A 15,371-nucleotide genomic window follows, 5' to 3' on the forward strand; every position below is an offset into this window, starting at 1 on the left:
CGGCCGGTGCCGTCAGGCCGGCGTCGCGCCGTCGGTGGGCTCGTGCGCGAGCAGCGTCGTCGTGACGTCTGTCAGGCGGGTCCGGAGGGGGTCGGCCCGGTCGGCGAAGCCTCGCTGGCGGGCGACGTACTCGGCGCGCCCGGCAGCGGTCTCGATCGCCACGGGTGCGTGCCCGAGCGACGTGACGTCGTAGGGAGAGGCCTGCATGTCGAGGACCCTGATGTCGTGGGCGAGCTCGAAGCAGTCGAGCAGCAGCTCGCCGGGGCACGCCGGGCCGAGCTTCAGCGCGGCCTTGAGGAGATCCATGTTCGCGTGCAGGCAGCCGGGCTGCTCCAGGTCCGGCTGAGTCGCTCGCGCGGGCTGGAGCCTGTTCAGCGGGCGCGCGGGAGCGGTGAAGAAGCGGAACGCGTCGAAGTGGGTGCACCGGACCGGGTGCGCCTCGACGACGGCGTCCGTGCCGGCCTGCCCGAGCCGCAGCGGCAGCTCGTGGCGGTGCTCGTCCTGCCGGTAGACCATCGCCCACTCGTGCAGGCCCAGGCAGCCGAGCTGGGCGGGGCGGGCGGCGGTCCGCCCCAGCAGGTTGTGGAGCCAGCGCACGCCCGGCCCGCGGTCCGTCATGAAGGCGGCGACGTCGAGCGTCACGGTGGGCCCGGCCGGACCGTCAGACGCGGTGCGGGGACCGGTGGACGCAGTCGGGGGATCGGTGAGGATTCGGTGCGCCTGGTGCACCGAATCCTCACCGACGTCCGGGCCGGCGGGAGTGACGGTGTGCCAGCGCCAGGTCGCGCGGCGCTCGAGCTCCTCGAGCGCGGCCGGTTCCGCGCCGGCCGCCTCCAGCGTGACCCCGACCCCGGGATGCCAGCGGGCGAGCTGGGCCGGCCGGACCGGGTAGTACTCGAAGAGGAAGTCCTCGACGGCGTCCTTCTCGTGGTGCGAGCGCCGCCGCCGTCGCGCCGCTGTCAGGGCGTCGGCCCGCGCGGCGTGCGCGGCGGCCCGGGCGGTCCAGACCGCGGGGGCGAGGGGCCGGGCCGGCGAGGTCACGGTCGGCATGGACACCAGGGTAGGGGCCCGGCCGACGGGAGGTCATGATCGACGGCCGCCCTCAGCCGACGGTGGCGGGCTCGCGCACGAGCGCCAGCACCTGCGCCGCCGCGCGGTCCGCGCCCGCGAGGAGCGGGGAGGGCAGCCCGGGTGTCGCGCCGATTGCCGAGCCGGGCTGGACGTCGCCGGCCGGGATGCCGATGACGATCACCTGGGGATCCGGGCGGCCGGCGGCGTCGACCAGCCAGAACTCCTCCGGCGTGACGTCGAGGCTGCGCGTGGTGACCGGCCGGCCGTCCGGGCCGGGGACCGCGTGGAGGCGGGCGCGACCGGAGTCGAGCAGGGACCGCAGCAGCGGATCGTCGGTGACGTCGGTGTGCCCCTTGGACATCCGTGTCTCCACGAGCGCCCGTGCCCGGTGGACGCTGCCGCGGACCGCGGACCGGGCGACGAAGGCGTCGCCCTCCACGCTCACCGTCAGCCCCTCCCCGACGAGCTCGACGACGCCGGCGCGCACGAGGGCCAGCAGCTGGGCCGTCCGCTCCGGCGGTGGACCGGAGGCGAGCGCCAGTCCGAGGGCGTCGAACCAGCCGCGGACGTCGCGGGCGACCGAGGCGGCGTCGACCGCCCCGGCTCGCACGAGCCCGGCGACCTGCCCGCGCAGCGCCGCCATCGCCCTGCTGACCTCCGCCCGCGGGCTGGTGAGCGGGCTGCTGATCGACTCCAGCTCGGCGGCCGACCAGCGCCGGGTCCAGGCCCGCCACTGCGCGCCGGTCGGCTCCTCGACGTCCGGACGGTCGAGCCGCAGGACGTCGAGCCGACGGTCGGGCTCGACCACGAGCTCACGCACGAGATCGTTCAGCCCCGGCACGACCGCCTGCGCGATGCGGGCCAGCAGCTCCGCCGGCAGCTCGCCGTCGTCGGGGGAGACGGACGGGACGGTCGCACGGTGGTGGCGCGCCAGGGTCGTCAGGTGGGCGACGACGAGCTCGCGCGCGAGCTGCGGCCAGACGTCCCGGGTGAAGTCCTGGTCGGGCACCGTGGCGGCCGCGCCGAACCACTCGCGGGTGGCCAGGCGCGGGGTGTACCGGGGCGGGAAGCCGCCGTAGAAGGACTTGGAGCGGTACGGCAGCCCGCGGCGAGAGCCGACGAGCAGGTGCGGTTCCCGCCCGGAGGGCTCGTAGGCGAGGTCGAGGTGATGGTCGCGGGCGACGAAGCGCCCGCCACGACCGGCGGTGAGCACCGCGACCACGTCGAAGAAGTTCGCGCCGAGGCCGGCCACGATCACGTCTTCGCCGCCGGGGACGAGGTCCCAGTCCCGCTCGGCGGGCATGCCCGGCTCGAGGTAGACGAGGCCGTGCCGCCGGGCGGCGGCCACCCGCTCCGCGGTCGCGGGCGTACGACGCGCCTGGATCATGCCCTGTGCCAGCACGACCGCCCGGGCCCGGAACGTTCTGCCGTCGGCCAGCCGGACGGTGCGCAGGGGAGGAGCCGCGGCGCCCTGCCCGGCGTCGGCGGGCTCGAGGCCGACGACGGTGGCCACCACCCCCGTCAGCTCGACGCCGCCCCGGGCGAGGACCGCCTCGAGCTGCTCGCGGAAGTACACGCCCTGGAGCCGGCGGGTCGGGAAGGACCAGGGCTCGATCGCGGCGACCTCCTCGGCCACCCAGCCGGGCCGCGGGCCGGCGTGCCACCCGACGTCCGGGCCGGCGGTCACAGGTGGGGTACCGGCGAGAACCTCACGCGCCCAGGCAACGAGGTCCGGTCCGGGGGTGACCGGACCGGTCATCGGGGTGGAGTCGTCCGGGTAGATCGTGGTGTGGGCGCTGTAGGTGTTGTTGAGCAGCTGCGGGCTCTGGTCCGTGCGCCAGGTGGCCCCGGCGCCGACCTCGACGGCGTCGACGACGACGACGCGGACCGGCTCGCCCGTCGTCGACCGCGCCGTCAGCCGCTCGACGACGGACACCGCCCGCGGACCGCCGCCCACGATGACGAGGTCCGCCTCGACCGGATCCAGAGGCACGGGAGCGGTGAGGCGCGTGCCGACCGCCTCCGGCGGCTCGATGGTGGGCAGGCCGGCGGCGGTGAGGACGGTGCCGGCCGGCGGGAGACCGCCCGGCGCTGCCCCGGCCGGCGGGAGACCGCCCGGCGCTGCCCCGGCCGGCGCGAGACCGCCCGACGCTGCCCCGCCTGGCGTGGTGTGGTCGATGCTCACGCCAGCGCACCCTCGTCCAGCACGGGACGCACCTGGGTCTGGCCACCCTCGTGCCGCACCTCCACCGGGAGGCCGTAGACCTGCCCGAGCAGGTCGGCGTCGTAGGCCTCCGGCGCCGCGCCGTCGGCGACGATGCGGCCGCCGTCGAGCAGCACGACCTGCTGGCAGAAGGTGGCGGCGTGGTTGAGGTCGTGGATGGCGATGAGCGCGGCCACACCCTCCTCCCGGGCCACCTGGCGCACGATCTGGAGCGTCTCGACCTGGTAGCGCAGGTCGAGCGCGGACGTCGGCTCGTCGAGCAGGAGCACCCGCGGACGCTGGGCGAGCGCCCGCGCGATGAGCACCCGCTGGGCCTGGCCGCCGGACAGGTCCGAGAGCCGTCGCTCGGCGAGCCCGTCCAGTCCGAGCCGCTGGATCGCGTCCTCCACGACGGCGACGTCCTCGGCCGTGGGCCGCAGCCCCATGTGCGGGGTGCGGCCCAGCGTGACGGCCTCGCGGACCGTCAGCTCGAAGGGCACCTCGGAGGACTGCGGGACGTACGCCACGACCTTCGCGCGCTCGCGGGGCCGCATCGCGAGGAGGTCGACGTCCCCGAGCCGCACCGAGCCCTTCTTGGTCCGCAGCACGCCGGCGAGGATCTTCGTCAGCGTCGACTTGCCGGAACCGTTGGGGCCGAGGAGCGCGCACAGCGTCCCGTCGGCGACCGCGAGGTTCACGCCGCGCAGCACCTGGTGCCTGCCGTAGGCGAACTCGACGTCATGGATCTGCAGCCCACCCGGGGCAGCCTGCGTGGGGGCTGCCACGGGTACGGCCAGCTCCTGGACAACGCTCATCTCGAGGCCCTCCTCGTCATGATCAGGTAGATGAAGACCGGGGCGCCGAGCATCGCCACGACGATCCCGACCGGGACCACCGACGGCGCCACGACGGTGCGGCCGACCGTGTCGGCGGCGACGAGCAGGACCCCGCCGGCGAGTGCGGACATCGGCAGCAGGTACTGGTGGTTGGCACCGATGATGAGCCGCGCGATGTGCGGACCGACCAGCCCGACGAACCCGATGACGCCGCACAGGGACACCGCCACCGACGCGAGCAGCACCGAGACGAGGATGAGGCCGACCCGCACCACCGTGACGTTGACACCCAGCGAGCGGGCGGCGTCGTCGCCGGCGAACGCGATGGCGTTCATGTCCTTCGCGAACCACAGCAGCAGCGGCAGGAGCACGACCACCACCGCGGCCATGATCTGCACCTCGGTCCAGCCGGCGTCGTTCACCGAGCCCAGCGTCCAGCGCACGATGGCCTGGAGCGTGTTCTCGTTGGCGACGTACTGCAGCCCGGCGGTGAGCGCCTCGAACAGCTGGGTGACGGCGATGCCGAGCAGCAGCAGCGTCGCGACCGCCATCTTCCGCGCGGAGGCCAGGCCCAGCACCAAGGCGGTCACCAGGCCCGAGGCCACGAGGGCGGACCCCATCACCACCGGGTTCGCCGAGCTGACCGTGCCACCGGAGAGCAGGATCGCGGCCGAGGCGCCGAAGGCCGCCGCGGGGGAGACGCCGAGCGTGAACGGGCTGACCAGCGGGTTCCGCAGCAGCCCCTGCATGACGGCGCCGGCGACCGAGAGCCCGGCACCGGCGGCCAGCGCCAGCAGCGCCCGCGGGAGGCGGAGGTCGCTGACGACGCCGAACGTCTGGACGAACTCGGGCTCGATCGTCCCGCCGGCCACGAGCAGCCACAGCACGTGCAGCGCGTCGCCGACGCTCACGCCGCTCGTGCCCACGGCCGTCGAGCCGGCCACGACGACGACCGTGAGCACCGCGGCGACGACGAGGACGACCAGCCGGTGGTTGCCCAGCGTCCGCCGCAGGGCGTTCTGGCTCTCCGGCTGCCCGGGGGCCGCCGTCGGGCGGCCGCCGCTGCCGGACCTGCCCGGTCCGCCGGTGCCCGGTCCGCTTGTGCCCGGTCCGCCGGTGCCCCGTCCGACGGTGCCTCGCCCGACGGCGGTCGGCCTGCCGGCGCCGTCGGCGTCGGTGCGCGGCCGGTGCTGCTCGGTGCCGACGCTCACCGGTCACCTCCGGAGACGTACGCGTCCGCACCGGCGTAGTCGGGCACGCCCTGGAACTCGGTCGCCCAGCGCTGGAGGTAGTCGGCCGGGTCGACGTCGCTGAACTCCTCCGGGTGCAGCCAGCTCGCGAGGAAGATCGCGCCGAGAGCCTTCGACAGGCCCGAGGTCGCCCAGCCGTTCGTCACGTAGACCTGCTCGTCCTTCGCCGCGGCGATGTTCGACCAGCCGGGCCGGGCGACGATCCCGGCGGTGAGGTCGGCGATCTCCTGGTCGCCGTAGGGGGCGGCCGACGGCGGCATCTCGTGGACGATCACCGCTGGGTCGCGCTCGACGACCGCGGCCGGGTCGACGGTGGTCTCGTGCTGGACGTCCCCGCCGGTGACCTCGCCGAAGATGTTGGTGCCGCCCGCGGCGGTGATGATCTGGTCGAAGCCGGAGCCGGGCAGCGCGGTCAGGTACGGCTGCTCGGTCTCCCAGTACACGGGGACCGGCTCGGTGCCCTCGACCCGCTCGGCGACCGTGGTGAAGATCTCGTCGTAGAAGCCCTGGACCTCGTCGGCGCCCTCGGGCTCGGCGAAGACCTCGCCGAGCAGCTCGACGGTCTCGGGGAAGACGTCGAAGTCCCAGGCGGTGACCACGACGACCGGGATGTCGAACTCGGCGAGACGCTCCTCCGCCTCCTGCCAGGTGCCGTTGCGGGGGATGATCACGACGTCGGGCTCGAGCGCGACGATCGCCTCGTAGTTGAGCTCGCCGATGCTCTCGCCGACGATCTCGTCCTCGGTGAACCCGAGGTAGGGCGCCCGCTGGAACGTGCCGCGGTCCACGCCGACGACGCGGTCGCCCGCGCCGATCGCCTGGACGAACTCGTTGTTGTAGCTCAGGGCGACGACGGCGCGCTCGACCGGGCCGAAGGTCACCTCGCGGTCCTGGTCGTCGACGACGGTGATCTTCCCGGACGCGTCGGTGGCCGCGCCGGTCGGGTCGGCGGCTCCGCCGTCGGCGACGGAGACCTGGCCGCAGGCGGCCAGCACGAGGGTCGCGGCGAGCAGTGCTGCGGTGCGGATCGAGCGCTTCATCGGGTTGCTCCGGTGGTCGTGGTGGGACTGGTGGTCGTGGTGGATGCGGCGGCCTCGGGCAGGTACGGCTCGCCGAGGGTGAGCATGAGCCGGTTGGCCCAGGAGAAGAACGCGACCGAGGCGACGAGGTCGACGAGGTCGGTCTGGTCCAGGCCGAGGGTGCGCAGCGCCTCGACGTGCGCGAGCGTGGCGCGGGCGGGGCTCGCGGCCAGGGCGGCGGCGAAGTCGATGATCGCCGCCCAGCGCCCGTCCTGGCCGGCGCTGAGCGGGGCGAGGTCGGTGGGCGCCCAGCCGACCGCCCGGCCGACGTCGGCGGAGAGCAGGCGGTCGACGTCGTCGGGACGCTTGCTCAGCTGGGCCGACTTCCGCGCGTGGACGGACGCGCAGAAGATGCAGTCGTTGACCTTGCTGGTCACCGCGGCGGCGAGCTCGCGCTCCGCCCGGGGCAGGCCCGCCTTGGTGAGGAAGACGGCGTGGTCGATCCGGGTGCGGGCGGCGAGGACGCCGGTCTGGCGGGCCAGCAGCCGGAAGTAGGCGCCGTCGCTCTTGCCGGCGAAGGCCGCACGGTGGGAGTCGGTGAGGTCCTCGCTCGCGATGGGCTCGACCCACGGCAGCCAGCCGAGCTGGTCACGGGTGAACTCGTGCGGCGTCGGCAGGCCGTTGGGTGCGGCCGCCGGGGAGTGCTTGGCGCGCTCCCCGGTGTCCGCGACGGCGGGCTCCGGCGCCACGGAGCCCGCGCCTGCGCCGTCGTCGTGGCCCGCGACGAGCCGCAGGCCGACCACGAGCCGCGCCTCGTAGGCGGTGACGGCGACGACCTGGCTCAGGAGCACGAGGCCGTCGGCGTCGATCCCGAGGTCGGCGAGCGCCGCGACGTCCCGTGGGCCGACCAGCGCGGGGGAGAGGCTGAGGAGGTCGGCGTGGCGCACGAGGGCGGCGACGGTCGGGTCGGCGGTCGCGATGGCGAGGTCGACGGCGTCGTGCTCGCGGTGGTGCCCGGCCAGCCGCGGGGCGCCGTGCTGCTCGGCGACCCGGGCCGCGAGGGCACGACGCAACGCCGGCGAGAGCAGGCCCGGATCGGCGAAGAGGTGCTCGTGGGCGCGCTGGGTGTGGTGGATGACGTCGGGTTTGGTAAGCCTGGCGAGAGCGGTGGCCTCGTCGGGCTCGGCGAGAGCGCCGACGAGGTCCTCGGTGGCCGTCGGTGGCCGGTGGTCGGTGGTGGTGGACACGGGTACTCCTTGATTCCAGTGCGCGGGAGGGTGGGCCGACGGCCAGGCGAGAGGCAGGCCGCAGGGTGGCGAGGCGTGAGCGCAGCAGCGCGTCGCGGCGGAGCCGCGGACAGGGCTGCGCCTCGAGGTGCGCGGAGCTACGGGTCATCAGCGCCGGGGACAGGGCTGCGCCGTCGAAGGGCGGAGCCATGGGCCGGCGGCGTCTGCCGGTTGATCGGCGTTCAGCTGACCCCGAGCCGGCGTGTGCCGAGTGATCGGCGTTCAGCTGACCCCGAGTCGGGGTGTGCCGGCTGATCGGCGTTCAGCTGACCCCAGTCGGCGTGGGCAGGCTGATCAGTGCTCAGCTGCCCCGAGACGCCGGCGTTCGGTCACTGAACGGGCAGCGGGCAGCGGTGCGCGAGGTGGCCTCAGGCGGGACAACAACACATGCACGCAGCGGCGCGCATGCACATGCACACGGAGGCGCGCGGCGCGAGATGCGGCCTGGCACTCATGTGCATGCTCATGATGTCCTCTCATGTCGCGGACGGACGCCGCGATCGACCTGGATGCCGTGGGAGCAAGAGGCACCCTCGACAAGGCGTGACGCTACGTGACCACCGTTGAAGTGCCAACCGGTCCCGGTGGGCGTATCACCCTTCGGACGCACGTCGAGTCAGCGGCCGCGCGGCCGGCGGACCTTACCCGGCGGGCCGCATGCAGGCGGGCCGCAATCGTTCCGGGCGCGCTGGTGCCGGGCCGTACTGCCGGCGGGCCGTGATCGTTCCGGGCCGTAATCGCGCCGGGCCGCGCTGCCGGCGGGCCGCACTAGGGTTGCCCTATGCGCATCGCACGGTTCATCACGGGGGAGAACCCTCAGTACGGCATCCTCGACGAGGACGCGGACGAGCTCGTCGCCCTGCGCGGCGACCCGATCTACGGCGATCTGGAGACCACCGGCCAGCGGGTCGCGCTCGACGAGGTGCGGCTCCTCTCCCCGGTGATCCCGCGCTCGAAGGTCGTCGGCATCGGGCGCAACTACGCCGACCATGCCGCCGAGATGGGCAATGAGGTCCCGGATGAGCCGCTCGTCTTCCTCAAGCCGAACACGTCGGTGATCGGCCCGGACGACCCGATCGTCCTGCCGGCCTTCTCCGGCGAGGTCCACCACGAGGCCGAGCTCGCCGTCGTCATCTCCCGGCTGTGCAAGTTCGTGCCCGCGGAGAAGGCCTCGGACGTCATCTTCGGCTACACCGTCGCCAACGACGTCACCGCCCGGGACGTCCAGCGCACCGACGGCCAGTGGACCCGCGCGAAGGGCTTCGACACCTCCTGCCCGCTGGGTCCCTACCTCGCCCTGGACCTGGACGTCTCCGACCTGGCCGTGCGTGCCCGCGTGGACGGCGAGCTCCGCCAGGACGGGCGCACCTCCCAGCTGGTGCACAAGGTGCCCGAGCTGATCGCGTACGTGTCCTCGATCTTCACCCTGCTGCCCGGCGACGTGATCCTCACCGGGACCCCGGCCGGGGTCGGCCCGATCGACGTCGGTCAGCGCGTGGAGGTCGAGGTCGAGGGGATCGGCGCCTTCTCCAACCCGGTCGTGCGCCGGGACTGAGCGCCCGCGCCCCCTGTTGCCGTCGGGTCGACTTGCACAGTGGCGCCTGTCTGTCCGAACGCCCGCCACCAGCGGCACCGTCACCGCCTTTGCGGCCGGGCACGTGTGGAGGAGACGTCCGGACAGTCCTGGCTCTTCCCCCACGCGCTGCCCGCGCGTCGCTCAGGACGCGCTGCGCGCGGCGGTCAGGGCCGCGCCCATCTGCTCGACGGCCCGGCGTAGGATCGGCCGCGGCGTCGCCATGACGATGCGCACGAACCCTGCGCCGGCCTCGCCGCACGAGATCCCGTCGGTCAGGGCGACGCCGGCCTCGCGGCGGAAGAAGGACGCCGCGGAGCCCTCCAGGCCGAGGCCACGGCAGTCCAGCCACGCGATGTAGGTGCCCTCGGTGCGCGAGAGCACGGCCCCGGGCAGATGCTCGGCGACGAGCTCGGCCAGGAGGTCCCGGTTGCCGCGCAGGTAGTCCACGACCTCGGCGAGCCAGCCGCCGTCGTCGGTGTAGACGGCCGTGGCGGCTCGTGCGCCGAGCAGCCCGACGGTGTCCGAGACGTCCGCCGCATAGGGGGCGAACGCCTCGGCGTCGGCGTCGTTCGACAGGACCATCTGCCCGCACTTCAGACCGGGCACGTTCCATCCCTTCGACGCCGCGACAGCGGTGACGGTGTGCCCGGCGGTCCGCTCGTCCAGCGAGGCGTAGGGGACGTGGGGGAGGTCGTCGAGCAGGATCGGGGCGTGGATCTCGTCGGAGAACACCCGGCCGCCGTGGCGGTCGACGACCTCCGCGACGGCGAGCAGCTCCTCGCGGGTCAGGACCCGCCCCACCGGGTTCCACGGGTTGCACAGCACCAGCAGGCCGGCCCCGGCGGCGAACGCGGCGTCGATGCCGGCCAGGTCAAGGGTGTACCGGCCGTCGTCGTCGAGGAGGCTGGGCACCTCGACCACCTCGCGACCGGCGGCCGGGACGACTGTGAGGAAGGGCATGTACGCCGGCGTCGGCACGATGACGGCGGAGCCGGGCGCGGTGAAGTGCCGGATCGTCTCGCGCATGACCGAGAGCACGTCGGGCAGCAGGTGCACCCGGTCGGCGGGGACGTCCCAGCCCACGGTGCTCGCCAGCCAGCCCGCGCAGGCGGCCCGCGCCGCGTGACGCTCGTGCAGGGGCAGGTAGCCCAGGGCGCCGTCGTCGGCCGCACGTCGCACCACGTCCTGGACGACCGGCGGGACCCCGAAGTCCATCTCGGCGACGAAGGCGCCGATGCAGTCCGGGAACATCGCCCACTTCGTGCCCCCGGCCGCGCGCAGGTCCTCGATGGTGATGTCGTCGAAGCTCGTCGTGCTCACGTGTCCTCCGTCTCGCTCCGCCCCGTGTCGGCCGGCCGTCCCGACGCTACCGCGCGCACGACGGCGTGGCCCGGCCCTCTCACGGCCGCGACTACGCTGGTGGCCACCATGACCGAGAACCTCGCACCAGTCCGCGCCGACGCCCCCACCGGCTCCGCCGTCCGGGTCCGCTTCTGCCCCTCGCCCACCGGCACCCCGCACGTCGGCCTGATCCGCACGGCCCTGTTCAACTGGGCGCACGCCCGGCACGTCGGCGGCACCTTCGTCTTCCGCATCGAGGACACCGATCCCGCGCGCGACTCCGAGGAGAGCTACCACCAGCTTCTCGACGCCCTGCGGTGGCTGGGGCTCGACTGGGACGAGGGCGTGGAGATCGGCGGGCCGTACGGGCCCTACCGCCAGTCCGAGCGGATGGACGTCTACCGCGACGTCGCGGGGAAGCTTCTCGCCGCCGGGCACGCGTACGAGTCCTTCTCCACGACCGAGGAGATCGAGGCCCGGCACCGTGCCGCGGGCCGTGACCCGAAGCTGGGCTACGACGGGTACGACCGCGACCTGACCGACGAGCAGAGGGCTGCCTACCGGGCCGAGGGGCGCGAGCCCGTGCTGCGCGTGCGCATGCCCGACACGGACGTCACCTTCACCGACCTGGTGCGCGGGGACGTGACGTTCAAGGCCGGCTCCATCCCGGACTTCGTCATCGTCCGCGCCAACGGCTTCCCGCTGTACACGCTGACCAACCCGGTCGACGACGCCCTCATGCAGATCACCCACGTGCTGCGCGGCGAGGACCTGCTCTCCTCCACCCCGCGCCAGGTGGTCCTCTACCAGGCGCTGATCGATGTCGGCGTCGCCTCGCTCGTGCCTGTCTTCGGGCACCTGCCCTACGTGCTCGGGGAGGGGAACAAGAAGCTCTCGAAGCGCGACCCGGAGTCCAACCTCTTCCTGCACCGGGAGCGCGGGTTCACCCCGGAGGGGCTGCTCAACTACCTGGCGCTGCTCGGGTGGGGCATCTCGCCGGACAACGACATCTTCTCCAAGGACGAGATGGTCGCCGCGTTCGACGTCGCCGACGTCAACCCCAACCCGGCGCGCTTCGACCTGAAGAAGGCCGAGGCGATCAACGCCGCGCACCTGCGCATGCTCGCCCCTGAGGACCTGCGCGCCCGCGTGGTGCCCTACCTCCACGCCGAGGGCCTCGTCTCCGCCGTGTCCTACGACGACCTCGACGCCCGCGAGCAGGATCTGCTGACGCGGGCGACGCCCCTCGTCCAGGAGCGGATGACCCTGCTCGGCGAGGCGCCCGGGATGCTCGGGTTCCTCTTCCGCGCCGACGCCGACCTGGTCGTCGAGCCCGACGCGCTGAAGGCCTTGCGCGCCGAGGCGCCCCAGGTGCTGGACGCTGCTCTCGGCGCGCTGGAGCCGCTCGGCGAGTTCACGACGGCGGGCGTCGAGGCTGCGCTGCGCGAGGCCGTCGTCGAGGGGCTCGGCATCAAGCCACGACTCGCCTTCGGGCCGTTGCGCACGGCGGTGACCGGCCGTCGCGTCTCGCCGCCGCTCTTCGAGTCCATGGAGATCCTCGGGCGCGAGTCCTCCCTCGCCCGGCTGCGGAGCCTGCGCGACGAGCTCGGCGGCTCGTAGCCGACCGCCTGAGCTCGTCGGTGCGGCCGGCTCGCCGGCTCGTCCGCCCTGAGCTCGTCTGCGCGTGACGACGTTCAGCGCACGGCGGCGTCCCAGCGCCAGGACGAGAGCCTCCCGTGCCCGGCCAGCTCTGCCCGGCCGGTCTGCCACAGCAGGACCTCCTGGGGGCTGCCCGCGTCGGGCGACCCCGGAAAGAGGCGTGCCAGGACGCCCTCGCACAGGTCCTCCGGGAGGTCGGCGACCTCGTCGTCGAGTGCGCTGAGCACGTCCCAGCCGTGCACGATCACCTCGAGCACCGACATCGCCGCGAAACCACGCGGGTCGGAGTCCCCGTACGGGTGGTAGGCCCGCGCGGTGCCGGGCTGGAGCTGCACCTGGGCGGCCATCAGCTCGGCCATCGCCTCCAGGGACGCGGCCATGCCCGCGACGCCGGCCCCGCGGTCGACCCGCGTGATGCCGTCGCTGCCGTCGGCCGCCATCAGGGGGAGGTAGTCGTCCTGGACGTGGCCGGCTACCTGGAGGGCGAAGGCGAGGAGGTCGTCGAGCGCGTGCTCGAGGGTGTACCAGCAGGTCCACTCCAGCCCGTGCGCGGGCTGGTCGTAGTCGTAGTCCTCGGTGGGGCGTGCCCGCAGCTCATTGGCGAGCCACTGGGCGGCATGGCGCACGTCGTCGGGATCCATGCCTCGGAACGCTATCGCTCGCACCTGCTCGGGTGCACCGCCGGAGCCGGTGCACTTCCCGAGCGGGGTCGGCCCGCCGCCCGGGCCGACACCGCGCGCGGCGCGCCGAGCGACTCAGAAGCTGGTGGCCGTGGTGCCGTGCAGCGTGGTGCCCGAGACGAAGGTGTCCCAGGCGGCCTCGTCGAGGGTGCCCGCGGGGCAGATGTTCACGATCCCGACGAGCACCTGGTCGGCGGATGCGGCGCGCAGGAGCATCTTCACGTCCATCTGTGCCTCTCCCGCGGTGACGGTGAGGGAGACCTCGCGGGCGTCCATCGCGCCGGCGTCGGTGTTGAGGGTGACGTCCTCGCGGCCCGTCTCGGTGGACTCGCCGAGGGCGCCGGTCGCGTTCTCGATCGCCGTGTCGGTGTAGGTCGAGTCGTCGATGCCGGCGTCGGGGATGATCTCGTGCGTCAGCTGGATGACGCACGCGAGCGTACTGTTTTCGAGCTGGACCACCGTCTCGGTCGGCGGGTTCTCCGAGAGGGTGTACCCCTCGGCCTCCGGGTGGTCCCAGGTGACCACGGCGGGCTCAGCGGCCGCGGGCTCCTCGGTCTGCTCGGCCGAGGTGGTCTCCGCACCGGTCGGCTCCTCGGTTCCGGTCGCCGTCGTGGGCTCCTCCGCGGGCGCCGGTGCGGGGTCCTCGCCGCACGCGGCGAGCGTGACGGTGAGCGCGGCTGCGGCGAGCAGGGCCGCGGTGCGTGAGCGAGTGACGGAGCGAGCCATGGTGAGTCCCCCTGGTGGTGTGGATGTTGTCCTGAACGTATCCGCCGCCGAGCTCGTGAGCGCCATCGGGACGATGGGGAGAGTTCCCCTTGTGGGTTGCCCCACACATCGAGGACCGATGGCGGGTGAGGTCGCTCACGGTGGGCGTTCCGGGTTTGGTCAGCGCGACTCGCTCGGGTAGTGTTCTTCGACGGTACGACCCCCGCGGAACGGCGGCGGTTATACCCCCTTGGGGTATGGTGTAATTGGCAGCACGACTGGTTCTGGTCCAGTTAGTCTAGGTTCGAGTCCTGGTACCCCAGCAGTGGTCGGCACGTCAGTGCGGGCCACCCGGCACCTCAGGTGCCGAGCCCCCATCGTTTAGTGGCCTAGGACACCGCCCTCTCACGGCGGCGGCGCCGGTTCGAATCCGGCTGGGGGTACCGCAAGATGGCTCCGTACCGGTCGGGTACGGAGCCATCGGTCGTTTCGGCGCCGTAACGTCGCCGCGCGTGCGCCGCAGGGGGTCGCCTGCGCGCGCGCCAGGGGGTTGGCCTGCGTGTGCCGCGGGGGTCGGCGTGTGCGTGACGTCACAGGAGTCGGAGGGCATCCCGGGTCGAGGCCTGGTCGGACCCTCTGGTAGTGTCTTCCACGGCCGCCGCGAGGTAGCCGAAAACTGCACAACAGGCCCCCATCGTTTAGCGGCCTAGGACACCGCCCTCTCACGGCGGCGGCGCCGGTTCGAATCCGGCTGGGGGTACAAGCTGAGAGGCCCTCACCCGCACGGGTGAGGGCCTCTTGCGTGCTCCTGACGGTCCCACGTCTCCCGTGGTGGCGCCCCGCCGTCGTGGTGCGCCCGCCGTCGTGGTGCGACCCGCCGGCGTGGTGGCGACCCGCCTTGTCCCTCACCGGCGACGGCGAAGGGCTCCCACCCGGCCGGCGAGACGACGACGCCGGCCGGAGAGACGACGAAGGGCTCCCTCTCCGCCGGGGAGGGAGCCCTTCTTGTCGGTACCTCAGCCCTCCTCGGTGCGCTTGAGCACCTCGGTGAGCCGGTTGGCGGCGGCGACGACGGCGGCCGCGTGCAGCCGCCCGGGCTGGCGACCCATGCGCTCGATCGGGCCGGAGACCGATACGGCGGCGAGCACACGCCCCGACGGGCCGCGGACCGGCGCCGAGATCGATGCCACGCCCGGCTCGCGCTCGGCAACCGACTGTGCCCACCCACGCCGGCGTACGGCGGAGAGCATGGTGGCGGTGAAGTTCGCGCCGTGCAGGCCGCGGTGGAGGCGGTCCGGCTCCTCCCAGGCGAGCAGCACCTGGGCGGCCGAGCCGGCCAGCATGCTCAGGGTCGCCCCGACCGGGATGGAGTCGCGCAGACCCATCGGACGCTCCGCGGCGGCGACGCAGATTCGCTGGTCGCCCTGGCGCCGGTAGAGCTGCGCGCTCTCGTTGGTGTGGTCGCGCAGCGCGGTGAGCACCGGCGTGGCCGCGGCGAGCAGCCGGTCCTCGCCGGCGGCGGAGGCGAGCTCCGCGAGGCGGGGGCCGAGGATGAACCGTCCCTGCATGTCGCGTGCGACGAGACGATGGTGCTCCAGCGCGACGGCGAGGCGGTGCGCCGTCGGGCGGGCGAGATGGGTGGCGCTCACAAGCTGGGCAAGGGTGGCTGGCCCGGCCTCTAGCGCACCGAGAACCGTGGCGGCCTTGTCAAGCACGCCGACTCCGCTAGAGTTGTCCATGGGTCG

Annotated in this window: 12 protein-coding genes and 3 tRNA genes; 5 read left to right on the forward strand and 10 right to left on the reverse strand. The window is 73.6% G+C overall.

Annotated elements, in window-relative coordinates; all coding sequences use genetic code 11:
• Positions 1–12: 12 nt before the first annotated feature.
• From GD748_RS13480 to GD748_RS13505, 6 genes are read right to left on the reverse strand one after another with little or no spacing between them, the layout of a single operon-like run.
• Positions 13–1,050 (reverse strand): 3-methyladenine DNA glycosylase, encoded by a 1,038-nt coding sequence (locus tag GD748_RS13480; RefSeq protein ID WP_152195756.1) that lies wholly within the window; start codon positions 1,048–1,050, stop codon positions 13–15.
• A 52-nt stretch (positions 1,051–1,102) separates the two neighbouring features.
• A complete protein-coding gene (locus tag GD748_RS13485) occupies positions 1,103–3,256 on the reverse strand; it encodes an FAD/NAD(P)-binding protein (RefSeq protein WP_226921363.1) in 2,154 nt (717 codons plus the stop codon).
• Complete coding sequence (locus GD748_RS13490) at positions 3,253–4,089, reverse strand: ABC transporter ATP-binding protein (protein ID WP_152195757.1); 837 nt, start codon at positions 4,087–4,089, stop codon at positions 3,253–3,255. Before GD748_RS13490 ends, GD748_RS13485 begins: the two co-directional genes overlap by 4 nt.
• Positions 4,086–5,321, reverse strand: a complete 1,236-nt coding sequence (locus GD748_RS13495) for a FecCD family ABC transporter permease (RefSeq protein WP_226921365.1) — start codon at positions 5,319–5,321, stop codon at positions 4,086–4,088. The genes GD748_RS13490 and GD748_RS13495 overlap by 4 nt, the downstream gene beginning before the upstream one ends.
• Positions 5,318–6,400: an ABC transporter substrate-binding protein gene (locus GD748_RS13500; RefSeq protein WP_152195758.1), complete on the reverse strand. Its 1,083-nt coding sequence runs from the start codon at positions 6,398–6,400 to the stop codon at positions 5,318–5,320. The genes GD748_RS13495 and GD748_RS13500 overlap by 4 nt, the downstream gene beginning before the upstream one ends.
• Positions 6,397–7,626: a peroxidase-related enzyme gene (locus GD748_RS13505; protein WP_152195759.1), complete on the reverse strand. Its 1,230-nt coding sequence runs from the start codon at positions 7,624–7,626 to the stop codon at positions 6,397–6,399. Before GD748_RS13505 ends, GD748_RS13500 begins: the two co-directional genes overlap by 4 nt.
• An 820-nt stretch (positions 7,627–8,446) precedes the next feature.
• On the opposite strand from GD748_RS13505, the gene GD748_RS13510 reads away from it, so the two are divergent.
• A complete protein-coding gene (locus GD748_RS13510) occupies positions 8,447–9,220 on the forward strand; it encodes a fumarylacetoacetate hydrolase family protein (protein WP_152195760.1) in 774 nt (257 codons plus the stop codon).
• 162 nt (positions 9,221–9,382) lie between these two features.
• Here GD748_RS13510 and GD748_RS13515 read toward each other — a convergent pair whose 3' ends face one another.
• Positions 9,383–10,561, reverse strand: coding sequence for a MalY/PatB family protein (locus GD748_RS13515; RefSeq protein ID WP_226921367.1), 1,179 nt, complete (start codon positions 10,559–10,561; stop codon positions 9,383–9,385).
• A 108-nt stretch (positions 10,562–10,669) separates the two neighbouring features.
• On the opposite strand from GD748_RS13515, the gene gltX reads away from it, so the two are divergent.
• Entirely contained in the window at positions 10,670–12,202 is a 1,533-nt protein-coding gene (gene gltX, locus GD748_RS13520; RefSeq protein ID WP_152195761.1) for a glutamate--tRNA ligase, read from the forward strand.
• A gap of 74 nt (positions 12,203–12,276) precedes the next feature.
• On the opposite strand, the gene GD748_RS13525 is transcribed toward gltX, so the two are convergent.
• Complete coding sequence (locus GD748_RS13525) at positions 12,277–12,882, reverse strand: DinB family protein (protein ID WP_152195762.1); 606 nt, start codon at positions 12,880–12,882, stop codon at positions 12,277–12,279.
• A 114-nt stretch (positions 12,883–12,996) separates the two neighbouring features.
• On the reverse strand, positions 12,997–13,647 hold the full coding sequence (locus tag GD748_RS13530; protein WP_152195763.1) for a hypothetical protein: 651 nt from the start codon (positions 13,645–13,647) through the stop codon (positions 12,997–12,999).
• A gap of 230 nt (positions 13,648–13,877) precedes the next feature.
• On the opposite strand from GD748_RS13530, the gene GD748_RS13535 reads away from it, so the two are divergent.
• The 3 genes from GD748_RS13535 to GD748_RS13545 all read left to right on the forward strand — a co-directional run bounded on the left by GD748_RS13535 (position 13,878) and on the right by GD748_RS13545 (position 14,386).
• A tRNA-Gln gene (locus GD748_RS13535) sits at positions 13,878–13,949 on the forward strand.
• 47 nt (positions 13,950–13,996) lie between these two features.
• Positions 13,997–14,069 (forward strand) — tRNA-Glu (locus GD748_RS13540).
• 244 nt (positions 14,070–14,313) lie between these two features.
• A tRNA-Glu gene (locus GD748_RS13545) sits at positions 14,314–14,386 on the forward strand.
• 256 nt (positions 14,387–14,642) lie between these two features.
• Here the strand turns inward: GD748_RS13545 and GD748_RS13550 are convergent.
• Positions 14,643–15,365: an IclR family transcriptional regulator gene (locus GD748_RS13550; RefSeq protein WP_152195764.1), complete on the reverse strand. Its 723-nt coding sequence runs from the start codon at positions 15,363–15,365 to the stop codon at positions 14,643–14,645.
• Positions 15,366–15,371 lie beyond the last annotated feature (6 nt).

This window comes from Georgenia subflava (assembly GCF_009193155.1).
In the GTDB taxonomy this organism is placed as follows: Bacteria; Actinomycetota; Actinomycetes; order Actinomycetales; family Actinomycetaceae; genus Georgenia; species Georgenia subflava.

Bases quoted from the DNA above. Each gene is read 5' to 3' on its own strand.
- GD748_RS13530 (WP_152195763.1), bottom strand. From the start codon at position 13,647: ATGGCTCGCTCCGTCACTCGCTCACGCACCGCGGCCCTGCTCGCCGCA.
- GD748_RS13500 (WP_152195758.1), bottom strand. From the start codon at position 6,400: ATGAAGCGCTCGATCCGCACCGCAGCACTGCTCGCCGCGACCCTCGTG.
- GD748_RS13510 (WP_152195760.1), top strand. From the start codon at position 8,447: ATGCGCATCGCACGGTTCATCACGGGGGAGAACCCTCAGTACGGCATC.
- GD748_RS13480 (WP_152195756.1), bottom strand. From the start codon at position 1,050: ATGCCGACCGTGACCTCGCCGGCCCGGCCCCTCGCCCCCGCGGTCTGG.
- GD748_RS13490 (WP_152195757.1), bottom strand. From the start codon at position 4,089: ATGAGCGTTGTCCAGGAGCTGGCCGTACCCGTGGCAGCCCCCACGCAG.
- gltX (WP_152195761.1), top strand. From the start codon at position 10,670: ATGACCGAGAACCTCGCACCAGTCCGCGCCGACGCCCCCACCGGCTCC.
- GD748_RS13525 (WP_152195762.1), bottom strand. From the start codon at position 12,882: ATGGATCCCGACGACGTGCGCCATGCCGCCCAGTGGCTCGCCAATGAG.
- GD748_RS13550 (WP_152195764.1), bottom strand. From the start codon at position 15,365: ATGGACAACTCTAGCGGAGTCGGCGTGCTTGACAAGGCCGCCACGGTT.